General features: G+C 34.1%; 18 protein-coding genes, 1 other RNA gene and 3 pseudogenes. 16 read left to right on the forward strand and 6 right to left on the reverse strand.

The window, feature by feature from the left end; translation table 11 throughout:
* Positions 1 to 42: 42 nt before the first annotated feature.
* Positions 43 to 1884 (reverse strand): ankyrin repeat domain-containing protein, encoded by a 1842-nt coding sequence (locus OOL01_RS03465; protein ID WP_264687159.1) that lies wholly within the window; start codon positions 1882 to 1884, stop codon positions 43 to 45.
* Between the two features lie 119 nt (positions 1885 to 2003).
* On the opposite strand from OOL01_RS03465, the gene glpX reads away from it, so the two are divergent.
* The 3 genes from glpX to OOL01_RS03480 all read left to right on the forward strand — a co-directional run bounded on the left by glpX (position 2004) and on the right by OOL01_RS03480 (position 4500).
* Complete coding sequence (gene glpX, locus OOL01_RS03470) at positions 2004 to 2927, forward strand: class II fructose-bisphosphatase (protein ID WP_264376888.1); 924 nt, start codon at positions 2004 to 2006, stop codon at positions 2925 to 2927.
* Positions 2928 to 3070: 143 nt separating this feature from the next.
* Entirely contained in the window at positions 3071 to 4138 is a 1068-nt protein-coding gene (locus OOL01_RS03475) for a hypothetical protein (RefSeq protein ID WP_264687160.1), read from the forward strand.
* Positions 4135 to 4500, forward strand: a complete 366-nt coding sequence (locus OOL01_RS03480) for a hypothetical protein (RefSeq protein ID WP_264687161.1) — start codon at positions 4135 to 4137, stop codon at positions 4498 to 4500. The genes OOL01_RS03475 and OOL01_RS03480 overlap by 4 nt, the downstream gene beginning before the upstream one ends.
* A gap of 7 nt (positions 4501 to 4507) precedes the next feature.
* Here the strand turns inward: OOL01_RS03480 and ychF are convergent, their stop codons facing one another.
* Complete coding sequence (gene ychF, locus OOL01_RS03485) at positions 4508 to 5602, reverse strand: redox-regulated ATPase YchF (RefSeq protein ID WP_006013808.1); 1095 nt, start codon at positions 5600 to 5602, stop codon at positions 4508 to 4510.
* A 118-nt stretch (positions 5603 to 5720) separates the two neighbouring features.
* Between ychF and OOL01_RS03490 the strand changes: the two genes are divergently transcribed.
* Positions 5721 to 6902 (forward strand): hypothetical protein, encoded by a 1182-nt coding sequence (locus tag OOL01_RS03490; protein WP_264687162.1) that lies wholly within the window; start codon positions 5721 to 5723, stop codon positions 6900 to 6902.
* A 395-nt stretch (positions 6903 to 7297) separates the two neighbouring features.
* Here the strand turns inward: OOL01_RS03490 and OOL01_RS03495 are convergent, their stop codons facing one another.
* Entirely contained in the window at positions 7298 to 8074 is a 777-nt protein-coding gene (locus OOL01_RS03495; RefSeq protein ID WP_010406361.1) for an enoyl-ACP reductase FabI, read from the reverse strand.
* A gap of 291 nt (positions 8075 to 8365) precedes the next feature.
* Between OOL01_RS03495 and OOL01_RS03500 the strand changes: the two are divergent.
* The 11 genes and pseudogenes from OOL01_RS03500 to OOL01_RS03550 all read left to right on the forward strand — a co-directional run bounded on the left by OOL01_RS03500 (position 8366) and on the right by OOL01_RS03550 (position 16251).
* Positions 8366 to 8993, forward strand: a pseudogene (locus OOL01_RS03500) (IS6 family transposase).
* Positions 8994 to 9160: 167 nt separating this feature from the next.
* On the forward strand, positions 9161 to 9802 hold the full coding sequence (locus tag OOL01_RS03505) for an HAD family hydrolase (RefSeq protein ID WP_264687163.1): 642 nt from the start codon (positions 9161 to 9163) through the stop codon (positions 9800 to 9802).
* Entirely contained in the window at positions 9802 to 10275 is a 474-nt protein-coding gene (locus tag OOL01_RS03510; RefSeq protein WP_064085312.1) for an RDD family protein, read from the forward strand. The genes OOL01_RS03505 and OOL01_RS03510 overlap by 1 nt, the downstream gene beginning before the upstream one ends.
* Before the next feature lie 53 nt (positions 10276 to 10328).
* A complete protein-coding gene (gene bfr / locus OOL01_RS03515; protein ID WP_007302660.1) occupies positions 10329 to 10805 on the forward strand; it encodes a bacterioferritin in 477 nt (158 codons plus the stop codon).
* A gap of 1 nt (position 10806) precedes the next feature.
* Positions 10807 to 11418, forward strand: coding sequence for an SURF1 family protein (locus OOL01_RS03520; RefSeq protein ID WP_052264983.1), 612 nt, complete (start codon positions 10807 to 10809; stop codon positions 11416 to 11418).
* A gap of 9 nt (positions 11419 to 11427) precedes the next feature.
* On the forward strand, positions 11428 to 12426 hold the full coding sequence (locus tag OOL01_RS03525; protein WP_264687164.1) for a recombinase zinc beta ribbon domain-containing protein: 999 nt from the start codon (positions 11428 to 11430) through the stop codon (positions 12424 to 12426).
* A gap of 21 nt (positions 12427 to 12447) precedes the next feature.
* On the forward strand, positions 12448 to 12750 hold the full coding sequence (locus tag OOL01_RS03530; RefSeq protein ID WP_264687165.1) for a WPE palindromic element domain-containing protein: 303 nt from the start codon (positions 12448 to 12450) through the stop codon (positions 12748 to 12750).
* Positions 12747 to 14021 (forward strand): phosphopyruvate hydratase, encoded by a 1275-nt coding sequence (eno, locus tag OOL01_RS03535; protein ID WP_264337087.1) that lies wholly within the window; start codon positions 12747 to 12749, stop codon positions 14019 to 14021. The genes OOL01_RS03530 and eno overlap by 4 nt, the downstream gene beginning before the upstream one ends.
* Complete coding sequence (gene cgtA / locus OOL01_RS03540) at positions 14009 to 15022, forward strand: Obg family GTPase CgtA (RefSeq protein ID WP_264687166.1); 1014 nt, start codon at positions 14009 to 14011, stop codon at positions 15020 to 15022. Before eno ends, cgtA begins: the two co-directional genes overlap by 13 nt.
* A 448-nt stretch (positions 15023 to 15470) precedes the next feature.
* Positions 15471 to 15806: a transfer-messenger RNA gene (gene ssrA, locus OOL01_RS03545) on the forward strand.
* 16 nt (positions 15807 to 15822) lie between these two features.
* Entirely contained in the window at positions 15823 to 16251 is a 429-nt protein-coding gene (locus OOL01_RS03550) for a ClpXP protease specificity-enhancing factor SspB (protein WP_007302665.1), read from the forward strand.
* Between the two features lie 212 nt (positions 16252 to 16463).
* Here the strand turns inward: OOL01_RS03550 and OOL01_RS03555 are convergent.
* Positions 16464 to 17091, reverse strand: a pseudogene (locus OOL01_RS03555) (IS6 family transposase).
* Positions 17092 to 17158: 67 nt separating this feature from the next.
* Between OOL01_RS03555 and OOL01_RS03560 the strand changes: the two are divergent.
* Positions 17159 to 17785, forward strand: a pseudogene (locus tag OOL01_RS03560) (recombinase zinc ribbon domain-containing protein); the annotation flags it as partial.
* 147 nt (positions 17786 to 17932) lie between these two features.
* On the opposite strand, the gene OOL01_RS03565 reads toward OOL01_RS03560, so the two are convergent.
* Both OOL01_RS03565 and OOL01_RS03570 read right to left on the reverse strand, forming a co-directional pair.
* The gene (locus OOL01_RS03565; RefSeq protein ID WP_264686555.1) at positions 17933 to 19171 is read right to left on the reverse strand and encodes an IS256 family transposase; all 1239 of its coding nucleotides are present in this window, start codon (positions 19169 to 19171) and stop codon (positions 17933 to 17935) included.
* Between the two features lie 91 nt (positions 19172 to 19262).
* Positions 19263 to 21203 carry an ankyrin repeat domain-containing protein gene (locus tag OOL01_RS03570; protein WP_264687167.1) on the reverse strand — a complete coding sequence of 647 codons (1941 nt, stop codon included), beginning with the start codon at positions 21201 to 21203 and terminating at the stop codon, positions 19263 to 19265.
* Positions 21204 to 21326 lie beyond the last annotated feature (123 nt).

The following is a 21326-nucleotide window of genomic DNA, read 5'->3' on the forward strand; positions in this document are numbered from 1 at the left end:
CAATCAAGAAATTATAATTGGTTTGAAAAGTGATTCTAGGAGCTAGATTGCATGGTTTCTCAAACTTGAATTTACAGGTTCAACCTTATTTTCTCTCATTTCGCTGTAACTTGGAAGTGTAAAATTTTTTACATGTAATCCAGTTACCATTACAACTAAAATAGCTAGGACACTGCAAACTAATGCACCAGCTAAAGATGGAACCGTCACAGCAGCAGCAACAAACAATCCTGCAATAACAACTCCAACAACATCACTCCTTAATGAGGCGTAAAAACTCTCCTTACTTTTTTTGTATTTAGTTTCTTTTTCATGTGGTGGAGAAAATTGAGCCTCTACAAAGCCGTTAGCTTTCTTATCATTATTTGGTGTGACAGTTGGGCCAGTCCTTGTTGATACAGGTGCTTCATTTTTGTTATTATTACCATTAGTACTAACTGGAGGCGCTGTTGCCGTAGGTTTATTACTAATATTTTTGTTAGGTTCTGTTCTATTTTCTTCTACGCTTGGCGTAGTAACAACCTGGTCAGTCCCTGTTACTACAGGTGTTTCATCCTTGTTTACTGCTGATGCGCGTGTTTCTTGATCGTTCTGTATTAGCACTGTCGCTGCTACAGAATTATTTTCTGCAATAGCAGTGCAGAATGCATCATCCTTTAACTGTTGATATAATCTGTACAATTCACTTTCAGGATCTAGTTTTGATTGCTCTGCATTAACACTTTGCAGTAACGTGCTCAGAATCTCAGCATTGTCATCATCAGTGTAAGAGACAACAAAGCATAATATAGATTTTTCTCCTTCAATTTTGCTAACGTAATACCTTCCTTCTTGACCGATTGCATTGATGATGGTCATTCCATTTTGTAAGAGAAATTTTATAACGTTCAAATTTTGATCTTTAATTGCATATTCTAGTACAGCATTTTTTTCACATTTGCTCTGAAGATTAATTCCCTTCCTTTTTAACCTTTTTTGCAAATCTTCAAAACTAGTAACTGTGCTATCCTGTTTTGTAACCCTATCTATATCAAGACACAGATTCCTAATGTCATCATTATTTAGCGTGAGACCAGTGCTTGTATTACTGACATTGGACTCCGCTCCATCAGGTGTGTTTTGCTTCTTGTTTATTGCTGATCTAAGCAGTGCAATTATTACACAGCTTGAGAGATATTTATTGTGATCAGAATTGCTGAAATCGACTTTAAATTCAGAATCTATTTTAAGTTCTTTTCTAAGTGATAATTTTTTCTCTTCAATTATTCCTAAAAGATTTCTTATGCCATCTTCTGGTACGCCTTTCATATACTTTAAAAGTAACCTAACTTTTGTTAGTTCACCACCTATAGAGGCATGACTCAGAGCCTGAACTTTTTCTTCTCCAGTAAATCTTTTGTTATCCAAGAGTACCTTCATAATGTCAGTGTCCTCATTGCAAGTAGCTGTGTTAAGAACCTCTAGTATTTTCGTATGATCTATGTAATCTAAAAATATCTCAAACTCTTGAACTTTACCTTCATTAACGGCGGTCAACAAAGCATTCGATTTTCTTTCTTGATCAAATTTATCGCTATCCAAAAATATCTTTATAACGTTAGGTTTTTCACCTGACACAGCGTAATCTAATACAGTTTTAGAAGTAGTATCTCCAATATCAATTTTAATATTTGACTTTGCGAGCAATTCAACAATTTTTAGAAATGTATCATAATCATTTAAAATACTGCTTGTCCCTGAGCGGAGAATATCCATAAACAAATCACAAATCTTTGCATCTGTTGGCCCACTTTGTTTTAGCTTCTCACCAAATTCCTGAGCAGCTATATTAGGATTATCAGTTACAAATTTCTTTACATCTTCATAAGTTAAATTACCGATCATATTCAAATCTTACTATTATTGCTATACGCTTATTATATCAACTTTTTCATTATTCCGTCAAGTAATCTTGCAGTATCAAATGGCATGATATATATTGATTTATGATTCTCGAGCAAATGATAGAAGATTTAGCCTATAAGTTAGTGAAAGTAACCGAAGCTGCAGCACTTGCTGCATATAAATTGGCAGGCCTTGGTAATGAAAAAAAGGCCGATCAGGTTGCAGTTGATGCAATGCGTACGGTGCTAAACTCAATTGAAATAAATGGTACAATTGTGATTGGGGAAGGGGAGAGGGACGAAGCACCGATGCTATATATCGGAGAAAAAGTTGGCACAGGAAGTGGCCCTGAGATTGACATTGCTGTTGATCCACTTGAAGGCACTACGATTTGCGCTCATTATAAACAAGGGGCAATGTCTGTTCTTGCTGCAACAAAAAAAGGTAATTTTTTACATGCACCTGATGTTTATATGGAAAAGATAGCAGTGGGAAAAAATCTCCCAGAGGGTGTAGTCTCACTAAAAAATAGGATTGAGAAGAATCTGGACAATTTAGCCAAGGCAAAAGGATGTAAAGCAAGTGATCTTATAGTAACTGTACTTAAACGTGAAAGACATGATGAATTAATAGCAAAAATTAGGAAGCTAGGAGCAAAAGTGAAATTAATAGATGATGGTGATGTTGCAGCCATAGTTTCGCTAATAAATGGCAATCACGATATGTATATCGGCACAGGAGGAGCTCCAGAAGGAGTGCTTGCAGCAGCAGCGCTAAGCTCAATCGGTGGGCAGATAGAAGGAAGATTAATATTTGACACGGATCAATTAAAAGAAAGAGCAAAAAATTTGAATATCACTGACCCAGAAAAAATCTACACCGTGAAAGACATGGCAAGAAGTGAATCAGTGTTCATTGCAACTGGAGTAACAAATGGAGAGTTTGTGGATGGAGTAAAGTTTGGCCAAGATATTTGTCTGACTAATTCATTAATAATATTGCCTGGTAAAGTAATAAAAATACAAACAAAATCAATATCTTAAACATTTGTTATATGCTGATTATAAAATTTTTATAGAAGGAAGATACTTATAATTGTCTTAAAAAAATGAATTTACATATTAATTTTAGCTTTACAACATTTGGCATTAAGTTATAGTTAAATAGTAATACTAAGAGGTGCTTAATGTTTAGTTCACTAACTAATTTTTTTACTAATACGTCTAAAAAGAAAAGTTCTCAATCTGAAGAAAATAATCATTCTTTCTCTAACAGCACAGAAAGTTTATTAGTCCAATCTACTAAAAAAAATCCTCAACTTGATGATCAAAGTAGAACTGACGTGTCTCCTCAAACAAATCTTCAATTTAGTGAGGATGATGTAAAAAACGTGCTCCAAGACTTCGAAAAATTGGATTTTAAGAACAGTAATGAGTGTTTTAACGAAATAGCAGAAGATTATGAAAGGAGGAAAAAAAGTGACCTTTTTAACTACGTAATATTGAATAAGCGAAAATACATAACAGATATATTAGATCAGAGGCTTGCCCACAAAGATCAAGAAAATTTTAGGAAGAAATTTAGTGAATATCTTCTTAAAATAAATGAGAAAATGAATTATGGGAAAGAATTTCAAAATAAACTTCAATTTTTTGAAGATAGGGTAGAAGAAGTATTATCAGATTTTAGAAAATTGAATTTTGGCCTTAAGGATAATTTGTGTAAAGATGATAAGGATAACGTAAATTATAATAAAGGCTGGCCTGCAGATCCATTTGACAAAATAGCGAATTATTATCGATGGAATAAGAACATTTTCCTTTTTAATTATGTAGTATTAAGTAAGCAAAAAGAAATAATAAGTATATTGAATGAAAAGTCTATTCCTGAAGACAAGCGAAAGAATTTTAAAAAGAGGTTGGGTAGATATCTTCTTCGAGTCGAAGAAGGGATGAGTAACGGACAGGAATTTCTCAAAACTGATAGTGCAGTTGCCTTTTTTGATGGATGTTATGTGCCATGCGCATATGCAAAACGTTCTCTTAATCATTATGATCATCTTAGTATTAATATTTCTAAGCCTGGGTGTAGCTTAGAAATCAGCCGTCTTTTCACTGACAAAATTGAAGGGATGGAAAGAAATAAAAATGAGGTAAAGATAGTAGAAATATACAGTAACGATAAAAGAATAGCAACGGTTGAGAAGAATGATAATGGAAAAAGAAATTACCGCTTTGCAAAAGATGCAACATGAAAATTAGGTGGAGTGCAGAAGATGAGAAAGGTAATTCTGTTGACTGCTTTATTAGTTTAAATGCAAATCCTAGTGAAATTGAGATTGGTAAGGCAACTATTAATGGTAAAGATGTTGAACTAGACGAAATTTTGAAATTAGATGAGCAAAACGAAGATGTGCTTATAGAAGGTAAAGCTTTACATGAATTTTTAGAAGAACGTCTGGAGTACGTACTATGTGAGGAAGAGAAGAATATACAACCACAGGGGAAAGAAGTTGTTACAACACCTAGCTCCATTCTCCATGACGTGGAACTAGATGAGATCAGCGAAGAGGAAGCCATAAAGAAAGGCTGGACTCCCTGGTACTTTGGTAGTTAGATGTATACTACACATTAAACCTAAAGTGCATTATATCACCATCTTGCACTATATAGTCTCTGCCTTCGAAGCGAATTTTCCCTGCATCTTTGCAAGCTAATTCGCTTCCATATTTTATATAGTCTTCAAAGCTTATGGTTTCTGCTTTTATAAAGCCCTTTTCAAAATCAGTGTGAATTACACCTGCTGCTTTGTCAGCTGTTGATCCTATCTTTATTGGCCATGCACGTGCTTCTTTGGGGCCCACAGTAAAAAAAGTTATCATACTTAGCACTTCATACATAATACGTGCTACTCCATCAAGTCCTGATTCTTGTAAGCCAAATTCTGATAAAAAATTCTGTTTTTCCTCTTCACTATCAAGATTTGCAATATCTGCTTCAAGTTTCGCTGAAATACAATAAAATTTGCTTTTATTTTCCTTCGCCATTTTTTCCACTCTTTTAGATAGTTCATTGCCAGTTATGATATGTGTATCTTCAACATTGCAGACGTACATAACCGGCTTTGTTGTTAGCAATTGAAGCAACTTCATTTCATCTTCATCGATATTCTCCAAGCTTCTTGCCGGTTTACCTAATTTTAAAGTAGCTAATACCTCTTGCATTAATTCAAGTTGTCTCTTTAGCTCTTTATCACCTTGCTTTGCTTTCTTTTCCAATTGAGGAAGCCTTTTTTCTATGCTATCAATATCAGCTAGAATTAACTCCATTTCCACTATTTCAGCATCTGATATTGGATCTATTTTACTGTTTACATGGCTGATATCGTCATCCGTAAAGCACCTGAGCAGATGAACAATGGCATCAACTTCTCTGATATGACTCAAAAATTTATTTCCTAGTCCTTCACCCTTGCTCGCACCCTTAACCAAGCCGGCAATATCGACAACTTCCAGTTGATTGTAGATTATTTTCCCCGAGTGAGCAATCGAGGCAATTTGTTTCAAACGCTGATCTCGTATTGGCACTTTGCCAACATTTGGCTCGATTGTGCAAAAAGGATAATTTGCAGCTTCAGCTGCACTTGACTCTGTAAGTGCATTAAATAAAGTTGATTTTCCTATATTTGGTAACCCAACTATACCACAGTTAAAGCTCATATTTGCTATTTAAAGCCTTAATTATTGCATAATTAAAAAATTTTTGCTATACCTAATTAGTTACTTATTAATAAGTTAGTTAATATAATAACATATAGCTTGAATTAAGGTAGAAATTATGGTTGGGCTTAGAAAACGGAAATTACCAAATGGTTTTGACAGTATTGAAAATGCTAAAGGACGCAAGACTTCAGAGAGTAATGTAGAAAAAGAACCTTCTAATAACCAAGTAGTTAAATATGATACTGCAGGTGATGGCAATTGCTTTTTTCATGCAGTGTTTGGTGATAACAGTTCTGGTACATATAAAGCTGAAAGAGCGCAAGATATGAGAATGGAATGGCACAAATTTTTAAGTCGATTTACGTCTTTAGATGATCCAAGTATGCCAGCTCCTTTAAAGGATCAGCTAGAAAAGGTTTTTAATATGTTTTTTAATAAGCCAGGGGATTTAACTGGCAAGTCTGATAAAATAAAGGGTCTGGTTAAGCAAACAAATAGGAAAATTGAAAATGCTGAAGGTAATGTGAAGAGGTTAGTAAGTAGAGCTGTTAGCAAATTTAATATATCGCATAATCAAGCTGTGCTTAATCTAAGTGAATATGCAGAGGCTCTTGATGGCATTGGTGAGAGTGACTATAATGCCGAATATAACAATGATTTTATTACACGCTCATTTCTTGACAAACCTGAACTCTATCAATCCTATCTAGAAGCAATAGAAAGTAAAAGTTATTTTCCTTTTATTGAAGAAATTCAATTATTAGCTTCTTTAGCTAACATTGAAATTAATGTCCATTGTAAAGTTAGCGGCAGAGAGAAACAACAAAAGTTTGAACCAAATCCTGAAATGATAAACAATGATCAACTAAATCAGATGTTTAATCGTGCGAGTTATAAATTAAATGACGAGTTATGGGGTAGTAAAGAGAGAGAAACAATATATCTTGAAGGAAATCATTACTCTAGGGCTAAAATTGTAACTCAAGAGTTAATAAAACAGCAGCAGGAGCAAGAAGACTTTCTATTAGCAAAACAACTTCAGATAGATGAAATTTTGGAATATTGTGATCTTTCAAAGGATATCTCTGAGAGAGTAGAGATTGAGAGGGAGTTTGATGAGTTATTGGCAAAAAATGCTGATGGAAAAATTGGTGATGTTATAGGGCAGTGCATTAATGATGTACAGCAACGTATAAAATGCCTTGAGGAGCCAGTCTTATCAAGAAGGTGCAGTGTGGAAGAAGCACGTGTAGAAAAAACATTTTATCAACAACAAGTACCACAACCTGTAAGATAAGTCTTCATAGTCTATATACTTCTATAGGGGGGCATTCTATAATAAAAGCCATGCTCATTTTTAACCACTGCTTAATAAGAATAAAGTCTTAGCAAAACAAACACAAGAACAATAGGATTTCTTGCTTGCAAAGCAACTCCAAGATCGGGAGGAAAAAGACTTTTTCCTTGCAAGGCAACTTCAAGAGCAACCCTCACGCACAATCCCTTAACCCAAATGGAGGAAGTAAAAATAGAAGATCAGCAGCAACAAATACTTATAAAATAATAACTCTATGGTTAATGTGCGAGATTTAATTAAAAAATGTTGTCATTCGAGTAGCTGACACTGGGCTCCAATGTCAATTACTCGGATAACAAAAAAACACAGGCTTCACATGCATCTGCAGTACTGTATTAGTCTACTATCTTCATTCCCACAACATTATACCCTGAATCAACATGTAAAATTTCTCCAGTTGTACCACTACTCAGGTCGCTTAATAAGTATAGTGCTGCCTTGCCAACATCTTCTATTGTAACATTGCGTCTAAGTGGAGAATTACTTCTATTCCATTCCGATATGGAGTGAAAGTCACTTATTCCAGAAGATGCCAAAGTTCTGATTGGACCAGCAGAAATTGCATTTACTCTGATGTTCTGTGGTCCGAGATCACATGCTATATATTTTACACTTGCTTCAAGTGCTGCTTTACATAAACCCATCACATTATAATTTGGCATAACTTTTTCAGCACCATAGTAGGATAAAGTAAGTAAACTACCGCCATTTAACATCATTTTTTCCGCTCTTTGCGCTAAAGCAGTAAAAGAATAGCACGATATATGCATTGCATTAATAAAGTTGTTTAGTGAAGTATTGACATATTTACCATTTAGCTCATTTTTATCGGAGAATGCTATTGCATGTACCAAAAAATCAATAGCACCCCACTTCTCCTTTATTTCCTTAAAAGCATTATCTATAGTTTCCTCATTTGAAACATTACAGTGCAATATTAACTCTACATTTAATTCACTTGCTATTGGTAATAATTTCTCTTTTATTGTTTCATTTTGATAAGTGATTGCAAGCTCAGCTCCATGTTCTGAGAGGGTCTGTGCTATACCATATGCTATTGACCTTTTATTTATTATTCCGGTTATTAACCCTTTTTTGCCCTGCAATATCATAGAATTATTTGCCTTTTTTATAATTTGAAATATTAACTAGGCAAAGTCAATTATGTTTTAACTGTAGCTAACGTATAAAAAAGGTTCTGTCGCATCTATAAACCATAGGAAAGAAGATCATTAAAGGTGGGATTATAGGAGTTATGAAGCCATTAACATAGCAAAATTCTCAAAAGTAGAAACATTATTTAATAATTTGTCTTTTTTGAATCATACGAATATTTTCGGTTCTGTCGCATTTGTAGGGAAGTAGAAAGAAGAATGATATAATTGTCTAAAAAAAAAGCAAAGATGTTTCGTATCAATCAAAAATTGTTGCCATATTTCAAAGGATTTAGCTTTTCAGCGGATGTTATCTGTATACATGAAATGTCGATTCTCTTTGAGCTATCGAGATTTGGAAGAAATGATGAGTATAAGGGGAGCAAAATGCTACGTTACAAAGGTGGGTTATCACCACTGATAGATGAGGCAGTAAGGAAAAGAAAGAAGCAGGTTGGTAGTAGTTGGAGAGACTTACATTAAATTAAACGGTAAATGGGTTTATTTATATACTGTAGACTTCCTCTTGTGTGTTAGTAGAGACAAGTCTGCAGCACTTGCATTCTTTCGTAAAGCCTTCAGGAGTAACTATCTTCCTGAGAAAATTGTAATTGATAAAAGCGGCAGTAATACTGCTGCTCTTGATGATTTGAATGCAGAAATTTCTGAAGATTACAGTTCTTCAAATAAAATATCTAAATAATATTGTTGATAGATTTATCAAAAAACTAATAAAGCCAATGCTTGGGTTTAAAAGCTTCCATTCCGCCAAGATTACCATCACAGGCATAGAAAATATTCGTATGATTCAAAAAAGACGAATTATTAAAATAATGTTTCTACTTTTGAGAATTTTGCTATGTTAATGGCTTCATAACTCCTATAATCCCACCTTTAATGATCTTCTTTCCTGTGGTTTATAGATGCGACAGAACCATATAATATAACCAGTGTATTAGGTTACTATGTAAAAATGATTAACATAGAAGCTTTATCATCAAAATATTATTTACTTATTAGTTTAAAATACGTCACAATATAAAAATGAAAAATAGCCGATTAGCGGTAGTATTCGATTGGGATAATACCTTAGTTGATACTCAAGATAATATTTCTAATGCCATTAAGCATACTTTAGATTTGATGGGATCTGGCAGTAAAGTTGTTGATAGAAATTCTCATGAATCAAGAAAGAGCTACATGGTCAATTTGTTTGGTGATCAGTGGAAAAAAGCGAATCAGATATATCAAAAATACCTAGATAATGTATTGTTACAAAATATTACTCTGAATGAAGGAGTAGAGAAAATGCTGCAGACACTGAAAAGCCACAATATTTACCTAGCGATAGTTAGCAATAAGAAAAATACTAATTTACGTCAAGAAGTTGCCTACTTTAAACTAGATTCTTACTTTGAAAGAATAGTTGGATCATGTGATACTGCAGAAGATAAGCCATCTGCAACTCCACTGCTATTTGCACTAGAGGAGAGTACGCTACCTGTAAATAGAGAAAATGTGTTTTTTGTTGGTGACAGCATCACAGACATTCTATGTGCACAAAATGCAAATTGCTTACCTATTGTATACGGACAATCAATAAGAGGTTATGAAGATTTGTTATATTTTCAACATTTTAATAAACTTACAGAATTCATAGTAAAGTATTTGAAAGATAGGTGGTAATGACAGAGATCGCTAGTGTACACAGGCGCTTTTGCGCATATTTAATAGATGTAGCAATTTTATTAATTCCAACCTTACTAATTGTGTTGTCATTAGGGGATTTTCCATTAATTTTACACCTGTCATACATGTGTATAAATTGTGGCTACTTTACATATTTTATATCTTCAACAGCTCAAGCAACTCCTGGTCAACAGTTAATGAATATATATACTATCACTTTAGATAGTTCTAAAATAGGTTTGAGCTTAGCATTTGATCGCACTATCTCTCAGTTTTTTCTTCCTATGCTAAATAATTCAATTATCACCTTTATCAAACTTTTTCAAACATCAGTAAATGCTTTAAGTACACTAGAAGTGATTATAGTGATGCTTACCTTCAGTTGGTATTTAGTTGCTTGCTTCTCTCAGAGGAAACAGGCATTTCATGATGTGCTATTTGATACGATTGTTGTGAGAAAAATGAATTGATGTTGCCTTGATTGTTATGTAGATTACATTGGTATATTAGCTAAAGAAAGGTTATGAATAAAGAAATAGTAGAACATTTAAATAAATTACTTACAAATGAGCTGACTTCTGTACGCCAGTATCTTTTGCATTTTGCGATTCTTAAAGATAGCGGAATTAATAAACTTGCAGAAAAGATGAAAAACGAGCTTAATGAAGAACTTGAGCATGCAAATAGGCTAGCAGAAAGAATTTTACTGCTTAAGGGCATGCCAAATTTTCAAGATACAAATAAAATCTCAAAGTATGAAGGAAAGTTCACAAAAGATACAATGCAGAAAATCTTAGAAGATAATTCTAACTTAGAAGAAGAAGGTATTAAGGGCATCAAAGAGGCAATTTCCGTTGCTGAAAAAGAAAAGGATTTCGTGAGTGTAATGTTATTAGAAGGACTACTGAAAAATGAGGAAGAGCACTTACATTGGATCAAAGAACAGATTGACCTTATTGAGCTTATGGGTATTGAAAATTACTTGAGAACACAAATATAGAGTGTTAAGAAAAACAGTATTTATTTTCATTATACCTTTTTTACTTCTTTTTTCACTCGGGTTATGGCAGTTATTTAGATTGAGCTGGAAGAATAATATTATCAAAAATATGGATCTTCCAGTTATTCATCTACTGCCTAGTGATAATCTTTCAAAGTTTAACTACAGAAACGTTAAAATCGACGGAATTTTAAGTGATATAGAACTATATGTTTTCGCAGGTCAACGTGGCTATCATGTGCTGTCTCCTATGTTGCTTATCAATGGACATTACATGTTAATAAATAAAGGAATAGTCAGAGAAAAAAAAGAAGAAAAAGCAAAAATTGAAAAAGTAGCTGCTGATGGCGTTTTGTATTGTGATGGTAGCAAAAATTGGTTTATCAAAAATGATATTGCTTCAAATACATGGTTTACCTTAAGTACAGAAGAAATCTCCAATGATCTAGGTATTAAGCTAGAGAAATGTATATTGTGGCAAGATAATTTTGGTGGCAAATTGACTATACAGCCAATAAAGCATCTTGAATACGCAATTACTTGGTTTGCACTTTCCTTGATTTGGCTCATTATGTGCGTATTTTACTATAGGCAAAATATATATAAGTCGTAGAGATACAGTGTGGAAAAAGAAAAGCTACAAATAGAAAAAATGCAACAAAGTGGAAGAAAATACTTATTACAAGGGTTAGTGATATGTCAGTGTTGCAAATCCGTTTATTATGGAATGAGTAATGCTAAGGGAGGAAGAAGTTACTATCGTTGTCCTGGAAAACGTTTTGGTGAATGTAACAGCAAATCAATACGCGCGGATATACTAGAAGAGGTAGTATGGGAAGAAGTTAAGATGGTAAGAGAGCACATAACGAAGGAAAAGTGTGATTTATCAGAGGCAGATTGGGAGACTAAACTTAATATAATTAGAAAATTAGTTCAACGCATTGAAATTGATGATGATAATGTACATATAGTGTTTCAATTAAAAGAACTCGCTCTCGAAAGACAAAAAGAAGATATTCAACCTTGTACCAGAATTATAAAGAATGTAGTGCTATCAAATGCAATAGGAATGCATAAAGTTAGCAATGCCCTGGCTGCAATATCAGTTGCAGTGAAACTTGGAATTAGTGATGAAGAGATTAAAAAAGGTCTTTTGGAATTTAAAGGAGTAGCAAGGAGATTTTCTTTAATTGCCGATATTAAAGGTGTTAAGTTAATTGAGGACTATGCTCATCATCCAAATGAAATACAAGCAACCCTGGCAGCAGCACGTTTGACCACTAAAGGAAAGGTAACAGGAATTATCGAGCCGCTTCGTTTTGCTCGTGTTCGTAATTTTTTTGATGAGTTCGTACGAATTTTCATGATGTTTGATTATGTAATTCTCACTCCTGTCCATCCTCCAGAAGATAAGCCTATTCCTGGCTGTGGAATTGATGATATACAAAAAGCCTTGATCAGTAATGGGTTTAATGATGTGAAGATTATGAATGATGCTTTACTCATTTCACATTTTATTAGTAATTCGACAAGTTCAGGAGATGTAGTATTATTTATTGGTGCTGGTAGTAATATAGCTAAACTAGCGAAAGAAACTGCAAAGCTGCTGCTAGTAAAATAAACTTAAGCATTGGTGATTTATATGATAAAATTGTGTAGTAAAACTGGATCCCAGTGTCTAGGCAAACAACTGTACAGACATTGCGATATGGGGATAGCTTCCATTAAGAATGGTGTCATCCCAGTGCCCAGACACTGGGATCCAGAAGACTTAACTTTAAATAAGTGGCTGTATAATAAAAACTGGATTCCAGTGTCAAGCACTGACCATCCGCTACTCAAATTACCTGTATATTGCAATGTTCGTACACTGGAATGTTACAGCGCTGGGGTGACATTTCCCGAACGTGCACACAATTGTGAATCTAGTAGAGGTTTAGCATGATGAAAAAGACAATTAGCAGTGTATTTGCAAGAGAAATTTTAGATAGCAGGGGTTACCCAACAATTGAGGTAGAAATAGAACTATGTGATGGAGCAACAGGTAGAGCCGCTGTCCCTTCTGGGGCTTCGACCGGTAAACTAGAAGCATTGGAGCTGAGAGATCAAGATGAAAAAAGGTATTGTGGTAAAGGAGTGCTGAAAGCTGTTCAATCTGTGAGTGAAGTGATAGCAAATAAAATCATTGGCATGGATGCAGCAAACCAGAGTGCAATTGATAAAGTTTTAATTGAACTAGATGGAACAAAAAATAAATCTAAACTTGGAGCAAATGCAACTTTGGGTGTGTCTCTTGCTGTTGCAAAAGCAGCAGCAAACAGTTTCAAAACACCGTTATATAAATATTTGGGCGTAGGGGAGAAGCAGATGCCAGTTCCGCTAATTAACGTCATTAATGGTGGAGTACATGCGGATAATAAACTCGATTTTCAAGAATTTATGATTCTTCCTGTTGGTGCTGAAACTTTCAGTGAAGCAATAAGAATATCTGCAGAGGTATTTCATAACTTGCGCAGCATTCTTAAGAAAAAAGGTTATAGTACAAACGTAGGAGATGAAGGTGGTTTTGCACCAAACATTGGAAGCACTGAAGAAGCTCTTAATTTGATAATTCAGGCTGTTGAATCTGCCGGTTATTCGATGAAAAATCACTTTGCACTGGGTCTTGATGTTGCTGCATCTACTTTTTATGAAGATGGAGTTTATAAATTTGAAAACAGAGAACTCACTTCAGAGGAATTGGTTCAGTATTATTTTGACCTTGTAGGCAAATATCCAATAATTTCTATAGAAGATGCAATGAATGAAGACGACTATGAAGGTTGGAAATTACTTACTGTAAAACTTGGGAATAAAGTTCAATTGGTTGGAGATGATTTATTTGTTACAAATTGTAAACTAATAAGTAAAGGAATAGAGGAGAAAATGGCAAATGCTGTACTAATCAAGCCAAACCAGATAGGAACACTTACGGAAACTTTTGCTGCTATTGAAATGGCAAAATTAAATGGCTACAGGGCTATTATTTCACATCGCTCAGGTGAAACAGAAGACACAACGATATCCCACATATCAGTTGCGTCGAATTGTGGGCAAATAAAGACTGGCTCGCTGTCGCGTTCTGATAGGCTTGCAAAGTATAATGAATTGATGAGAATAGAAAGTTCATTAGGAGAAAATGCTAAATATTATCGTGGGTTGGCATGGATTTCATAGATGAAGTTAAATTATATTTAAAAGCAGGTGATGGTGGCGATGGCTGCGCTAGTTTTCGTCGAGAAAAATTCGTTGAATTTGGTGGCCCAAACGGTGGTAATGGGGGCAGGGGAGGAGACATAATTTTCATCAGTGATGCAAATCTCAACACTTTGCTTAATTTTCGTTGTCGAAGACACATTAAAGCGAGTAATGGAAAAAGTGGTACGAGTAGAGATAGATCTGGCACAGCAGGAAAAGATATTATACTTAAAGTTCCAGTTGGTACACAAATAATCGATGAAGAAAGTGAGGAAGTGATAGTAGATCTTGATAAACCCGACATCGAATTTCAAGTAGTGCAAGGTGGAAAAGGTGGGCTTGGAAATACTAACTTTAAATCTGCTACCAATAGGGCACCAAGACATTTTACCCATGGTCAGCCTGGCGAAGAAAGAAATATAATATTGAAGCTAAAAGTTTTATCTGATGTTGGCATTATTGGTATGCCAAATGTAGGTAAATCTAAATTTTTAACCCGCTGCTCGAATTCTGATACGAAAGTAGGCGATTATGAATTTACTACTATAAGACCACATTTAGGTGTAGCAAAAGTGGATTATAGCGAAATTGTAATAGCAGATATTCCTGGAATAATCGCTGATGCTCATCTTGGAGTTGGGCTCGGACACAAATTTTTAAAGCACATAGAAAGGTGCAAAATTTTACTGCATTTAATTGATGTAACGCGCGATGACATTATTTCAGCTTATAATTGTACGCATAATGAACTGAAGCTTTACAATAGCGATCTTGTTGAAAAAGAGGAAATTGTAGTGTTAAATAAATGTGACTTATTGGAAGAAACAGAAATTCTTGAGAAGAAGAATCATTTAGCCAATTCTCTTGATAGAGAAGTACTGTGCTTATCAATCGACGATGATTTACAGCCCATCTTAAGATTATTAAATGAAAAAGTGAAAATTAAGGAAATTAATGTATATGATCCTTTTAAGATGTGAATTTTTTATTTGACAATCAAAGTCTGGATTCCAGTGGGTAATTTTCCACAGTTGTCTGCATTTTTTGTTCCACAACTTATCTTTTTTTCGGCTTGTGCCATTTCTCATACTGTCTCTTGCTTTCTTGAACTCAGAAATTCAATAGCTACAAAAGCATTTGAGTAGTTTTTTGTTAAGAATTAGGCATAGAATCCCCCATATTTATTAATAAAGAACAGAAAAAATGTAACGCACATACGACAGAGATTAAGCATATGTGTGCACCCATTTGCGCTGAAGAAGATACTCTACATTCTTTACTGAGTTTGATTATTTGATAAAAAAGTCTGCAGACGAAGATAGATTTTGAGCTCTAAAAATATCTCTACTTTGATTATACTAAGATTAGATAAATAGGCGAAGTAATTTTTATATTAATTTTTTAGCTTACAACCGATTTTACGTTCAACAACTTGACATTTATTCAATACTACTGTATAATAAAGATGTGCATTTTTTGTACTATGGCAATAAAATTACCTTGTAATAGGTGTATTGGACCCGAGGGCAGTACTCGGCGCCTCCACCATATTTTTTGATTGATACGGGGGCGAGTAAGGATCGACATGCATAGTAAAGATGGTAGCTTTGCTCGGTTAGATACCACCGCTAAGAGTTCACAATTTAGATGCAAACGATAACTTTGCTGCTGAAGACAATGTTGCATTAGCTGCTTAATTTAGGCACTATAACTTCATTGCTATAAGCACGGTTTAGGGAACGCCGGGTAACAGAAGTTCCCCCAAACATGTAAGGGTTATATGGATAAAACAGATTATCAGAAGTCGCTTAGTTATGCTAAATTTCAAGTTATCAAAAAGGCTTTGAATACTATATTAGATAATGTTTTTACTCCTCACTTAGAAATAGTATTTTTTACGCGCTTTAATGGTGTTGTCATGCCAGACTACTTGAAAGAATCATACCCTACTCAAATGCTTATTATATTACAGCATCAATTTTTTGGTCTAAAAGTTCTTGAAGATAAGTTTAGCGTTAGTTTGAGCTTTCGTGGAAAACAAGAACAAGTCACTGTACCGTTTTTTGCTATTAGTGAGTTTCATGATAAAATTTCAGGAGATACTTTAGTATTTAGCGTTGATTCTGATAAAGAATATGAAAGTGAGAAATGTGCTGAAAAGTCATCAAATGGTAGTATTATATCTATAGATCAACTTTACGATAAGTAGTTACTTCATTTTATAAATAAAAAATATTGTATCTGTTCAGGATATCGACAAGACCATAGAGTAAAAGTGAGTTTATAACAAATGGTATCATTTGAGTAGCTGACATTGGCTTTCACATAAAAAACGTTGTAAAGCGCTTTCATGTTTACCAACGTTTCTGTCGCATCTATAAACCACAGGAAAGAAGATCATTAAAGGTGGGATTATAGGAGTTATGAAGCCATTAACATAGCAAAATTCTCAAAAGTAGAAACATTATTTTAATAATTTGTCTTTTTTGAATCATACGAATATTTTCTATGCCTGTGATGGTAATCTTGGCGGAATGGAAGCTTTTAAACCCAAGCATTGGCTTTATTAGTTTTTTGATAAATCTATCAACAATATTATTTAGATATTTTATTTGAAGAACTGTAATCTTCAGAAATTTCTGCATTCAAATCATCAAGAGCAGCAGTATTACTGCCGCTTTTATCAATTACAATTTTCTCAGGAAGATAGTTACTCCTGAAGGCTTTACGAAAGAATGCAAGTGCTGCAGACTTGTCTCTACTAACACACAAGAGGAAGTCTACAGTATATAAATAAACCCATTTACCGTTTAATTTAATGTAAGTCTCTCCAACTACTACCAACCTGCTTCTTTCTTTTCCTTACTGCCTCATCTATCAGTGGTGATAACCCACCTTTGTAACGTAGCATTTTGCTCCCCTTATACTCATCATTTCTTCCAAATCTCGATAGCTCAAAGAGAATCGACATTTCATGTATACAGATAACATCCGCTGAAAAGCTAAATCCTTTGAAATATAGCAACAATTTTTGATTGATACGAAACATCTTTGCTTTTTTTTTAGACAATTATATCATTCTTCTTTCTACTTCCCTACAAATGCGACAGAACCCTTTGACGTACTCAAAAAAAGAGAATAAAAGGTACCGATATTACGTATGCAACAATCACTTAAGGGGAAAGAATTGTGAATCAATAAACCGAACAATAGTAGCAGGAGAAGTGGAAAAAGAAATAATGAAGAAAGCGGAGCAGCTATATGAAAAATGGAGAGAAAAAGCAGAAGAGTGGAAAAATTTAAGTTTTGGAAAACAGAAAGAAGTAGTGAAAAAGTTAATAAGAACAGTATTGGTGAGAGAGGATGGAATAGAGGTGAGTTCTGAATCAGAGGAAAAATTTATACCAATGAAGAAGAAAGGAAACAAATGCACAGTAATCGAGCCAGAAGGAAAAACAAATAATGCGTTACTCAAAGCAGTGGTAAGAGCCCATCTGTGGAAACGGCAACTAGAAGAAGGAAAATACAGAAGTGTGAAAGAGCTGAGTGCCAAAATTAATATAGGTACAAGACGTATACACCAAATTTTAAGATTAAATTATTTAGCACCAAAAATTAAAGAAGATATAGTAAATGGAAGGCAGCCAAGAGATTTGAAGTTGGTTGACTTGAGAGAAATACCGATGCTGTGGAGTGAGCAGATGAAGAGATTTTATGGGTTTAAGCAAGCTGTCTGCCAATAAAAAATAAGATAAATGGGAGTGTTAAATAAACCATACGCGTCAAGTTAAGGAAATATCGTGAAATATAGCAACATTTGAGATGGGCATTTTATTTGTTACATTTATTTTTTTATGGGAATGTTCAAAAAAGTGTGTCAAAGCGAATTTTTAGTTCAACTCAATTTTTAACCTATCAGGAAAAAAGATATCAAGTTGAGATATAGTTAGAGCCCAATTAGGCAAAGCCATAGCCCATTTTTGCTCTATCTTTTTTATAGCACAATATACCAATTTGTACAAGGCATTTGTACTGGTAAATGAACCTTTGGTTTTAGTAAATTTTCTGATTTGTCTGTGCAACCCCTCAATTGGATTGGTGGTATAAATTAGCCTTCTAACAGGGCCAGAATACTTAAAATAACTAGACAAATTTTCCCAATTGTTTTGCCACGATTTTATGACTAAAGGATATTTTTCACCCCATTTTTCCTCCAGTTCAAGTAAATAATTTTCGGCGATTTCTCTACTTGTAGCACGGTATATTTTTTTCAAATCATTCATAAAAACTTTTATATCTTTGCTGGATACGTATTTTAGTGAATTTCTTATTTGGTGCACAATGCATAACTGTACCTCAGCATTGGGAAATATGCTATTTATATCTGTAGGGAAGCTTTTCAGACCGTCAACACAAGCTATCAAAATGTCTTCTACTCCTCTCTCTTTTAAGTCATTTAATACGCCTAGCCAGAAGTTAGCTCCCTCACTTTCTGCTAAGTAAAAACCCAGTACTTCTTTTCTGCCATTTTGGTCTATTCCTAATATATTGTACATGCATTTACTTATGCAATGTCCATTCTCTTTGACCTTAAAAAACATCCCATCCATAAATACTATCGGGTATACTGATTGTAGGGGACAACTCCTCCATTCATTGATTATAGGCAGTAATTTATCTGTAATTCCAGATATCTCTGCTGCAGATATTTTATGGTCATAGATTTCTTCCACATAGGATGCTATATCCCTGTATCCCACACCGCTTGCAAACATGTTCAAGACCTTTGTTTCAAGTTCTGGATGTAAGCTTGTTTGCCTTTTTTTCACTATCTGTGGTTCGAAACTTCCCTCTCTATCTCTTGGTGTCAATAGTTCAAATGAACCTGCACTCGTCTTCAAAGTTTTGCCATTCTTTCCGTTTCTTCGATTCTTTTCTTCTCTTTCATTGGATAAATGATGCTCTATTTCACCTTCTAGACTTGCTTCCAGCAGCCTTTTTACAAATGGTGTTAATGCTCCATCTCTCCCCATCAATGGTTTACCTTCCCTTATTGATGACAGTATATTTGCTTCCAGCTCTTTGTAATCTACCAGGCCAGTCGTTCCATTTTCTATTTTGTAACTCATATATCAAACCTCTATTTTTTGTTTCTATTTTATTTTTATTTCTCGGTTTGACACACTTTTTTGAACATTCCCACTTTTATGGAAAATTAATCTACCTAGCCCTAGAATCAGAAGTTCTTCTTAACTCTTCACGTCCTACCCATGAATCTTTGTTCTTGTTAGACTCGCTTATTACTTCAGGACGCATTAATCCACCAGATCTTTCAAAATATCCCTGTTCAATAGCATCGTAGACCCAGTAGTTACCAAGCTCGCAATCATTACCTAACTCTTCTTCGCGACCTTTGAATTTTTCTAATATTTCTTCTCTATTACTCACTTCTACTATAATTTTGCTTTTATTCTGTATGTCAGGATACAGCCTAACGTCTACATTTCCCAAACTAGTATAGAAAGTTAATACTATACTGCTACCTTCTGTAAGATCTGTGTAATTCCTTATGCCATCTTCAGTTTTTATTTCTACTTCACTTTTACCGATCTTTACTATATTTCTTCCACACTTTACATCTCCATCTGTTAGACCTAAATCCCTTGTTCCATCTGTAATCTGCACAACATCTATTATACTGTCTTCTGAATATTCTAAGTAAAAAGTAGCGTTATCCATTTTTGCACAATTTAACTTGCCGTTGGTCGCATTTTTTGCGATTTTCAGAAATTTATGAGTACGATCAACACACTGTTCATGAGCTTTTATCATATTAGCTTTGTGCTCTTTAAACTCCAGTTCTATTTCATCAATAACGTTTAAACTATTCCAGTTACTTAACCTTGCTCCTTTTGATATTAATGTACATACTATATTGCTAGCAACTTCATGGTTTTTTTCTAGTTGGTCAATTCTTTCTAGTATGTAATCTGTGAAACACTGACCTCCATCTTTAGTAAGATTCAATCCCACTCCAGACATGATAGCCTTATCGACAACTTTCTGTAATTCAGCTATGTTTGCAGCTTTTGGTATTTCACTTACAAACTGATTTAGTTGCCGTAGTTGATCTGTTAAACAAATGTCCAATAAACATTGATGTGGTACATAAGTTTCCTCTGTCTCTTGCTCAGTTACCATTAATTGTGATTGAGTTGCCGAGAGTAAATTTATCACTTCAGTATACATATAATCTTTAAGTATTTCTAAATTATTTTCTTCATCCCTAATACTCAAAATCATCTTTAAATCTTCATTGTTTTTATTTTTATCTAAGAACTTTTTCAGGTCCTCAACACCTTGAACGTTATATTTGGAAGAACCATTCTCAAGTTTAGATGTACCTTCAATTAGCTTGTTTAATTCTTCATACAATTTCTTTTGCTCTAAATTAAAGAAGCACTCTGCAACATCCAAAGTACCTTTATCAATTGCAATTTGTAGAGGAGTTTTTCCATTATTGTCCTTTATATTCAAATCAGCTCCATAGCTTACAAGAGAATCCACATATTTCTTTTCAACAGGATAAGTAGCAGCATAGTAATGTAGAGGTGTTTTTCCCTTATAATCTTGTATATTTGGTTCAGCTCCTGCTTTTAAGAGACAATCCACTAAAGTACAACTATCAAATGAATTTAGGATTGTTGGAAGTATATGTAACAATGTTAACTCTGACGCCCCTACTTTAAGATCGAGAACAGTTTTTAGATCTGGATTACTCTTAGTTTTCTGTAAAAATTGTTGGAGTGTTGAAGTATCACGACTATTGATAATATGAAATAACTTTTGAATTAACTTCTCCTGATTCTTTGTTAATTCTGATCTATGCGCTTTAATAACCCATTCTTTTTCTAATAAGCTCCAATTACTTGTATTATCCATTAAGTTCATATTAATCCAAAATAAACTTTGTTTAATGAGTTCGTAGTAGTCATCTTTACTACTTGTTGGTAATTGAGTTATTTCTAATTCCTGCTCATCTGTGCTTGGCCATCTTTGCCCAGTGCTTGGTTTCCATTTCGGTTCCTGCTCATTTGTTTGATCACTTTGCCGATTGGTAAGTTTTATAATATGTTCTACAAATTCTTTAGTCTCAACCATAGCTACCCCCTAATTCTAAATATAGGATGTATTATATATAATATATAATATTGGTCAAGCTAATTTCAACGTAATATTTTTACTGCTCATATTTTTGTTAAGTTTTTATGGTGAGTACTACTA

Origin of the sequence: Wolbachia endosymbiont (group B) of Rhopobota naevana (genome assembly GCF_947250615.1) — a bacterium.
Taxonomy (GTDB): domain Bacteria; phylum Pseudomonadota; class Alphaproteobacteria; order Rickettsiales; family Anaplasmataceae; genus Wolbachia.

Coding starts and splice junctions, on each gene's coding strand:
- OOL01_RS03465 (WP_264687159.1), bottom strand. CDS start 1,884: ATGATCGGTAATTTAACTTATGAAGATGTAAAGAAATTTGTAACTGAT.
- OOL01_RS03475 (WP_264687160.1), top strand. CDS start 3,071: ATGTTTAGTTCACTAACTAATTTTTTTACTAATACGTCTAAAAAGAAA.
- OOL01_RS03480 (WP_264687161.1), top strand. CDS start 4,135: ATGAAAATTAGGTGGAGTGCAGAAGATGAGAAAGGTAATTCTGTTGAC.
- ychF (WP_006013808.1), bottom strand. CDS start 5,602: ATGAGCTTTAACTGTGGTATAGTTGGGTTACCAAATATAGGAAAATCA.
- OOL01_RS03490 (WP_264687162.1), top strand. CDS start 5,721: ATGGTTGGGCTTAGAAAACGGAAATTACCAAATGGTTTTGACAGTATT.
- OOL01_RS03495 (WP_010406361.1), bottom strand. CDS start 8,074: ATGATATTGCAGGGCAAAAAAGGGTTAATAACCGGAATAATAAATAAA.
- OOL01_RS03505 (WP_264687163.1), top strand. CDS start 9,161: ATGAAAAATAGCCGATTAGCGGTAGTATTCGATTGGGATAATACCTTA.
- OOL01_RS03510 (WP_064085312.1), top strand. CDS start 9,802: ATGACAGAGATCGCTAGTGTACACAGGCGCTTTTGCGCATATTTAATA.
- bfr (WP_007302660.1), top strand. CDS start 10,329: ATGAATAAAGAAATAGTAGAACATTTAAATAAATTACTTACAAATGAG.
- OOL01_RS03530 (WP_264687165.1), top strand. CDS start 12,448: ATGATAAAATTGTGTAGTAAAACTGGATCCCAGTGTCTAGGCAAACAA.
- eno (WP_264337087.1), top strand. CDS start 12,747: ATGATGAAAAAGACAATTAGCAGTGTATTTGCAAGAGAAATTTTAGAT.
- cgtA (WP_264687166.1), top strand. CDS start 14,009: ATGGATTTCATAGATGAAGTTAAATTATATTTAAAAGCAGGTGATGGT.
- OOL01_RS03550 (WP_007302665.1), top strand. CDS start 15,823: ATGGATAAAACAGATTATCAGAAGTCGCTTAGTTATGCTAAATTTCAA.
- OOL01_RS03565 (WP_264686555.1), bottom strand. CDS start 19,171: ATGAGTTACAAAATAGAAAATGGAACGACTGGCCTGGTAGATTACAAA.
- OOL01_RS03570 (WP_264687167.1), bottom strand. CDS start 21,203: ATGGTTGAGACTAAAGAATTTGTAGAACATATTATAAAACTTACCAAT.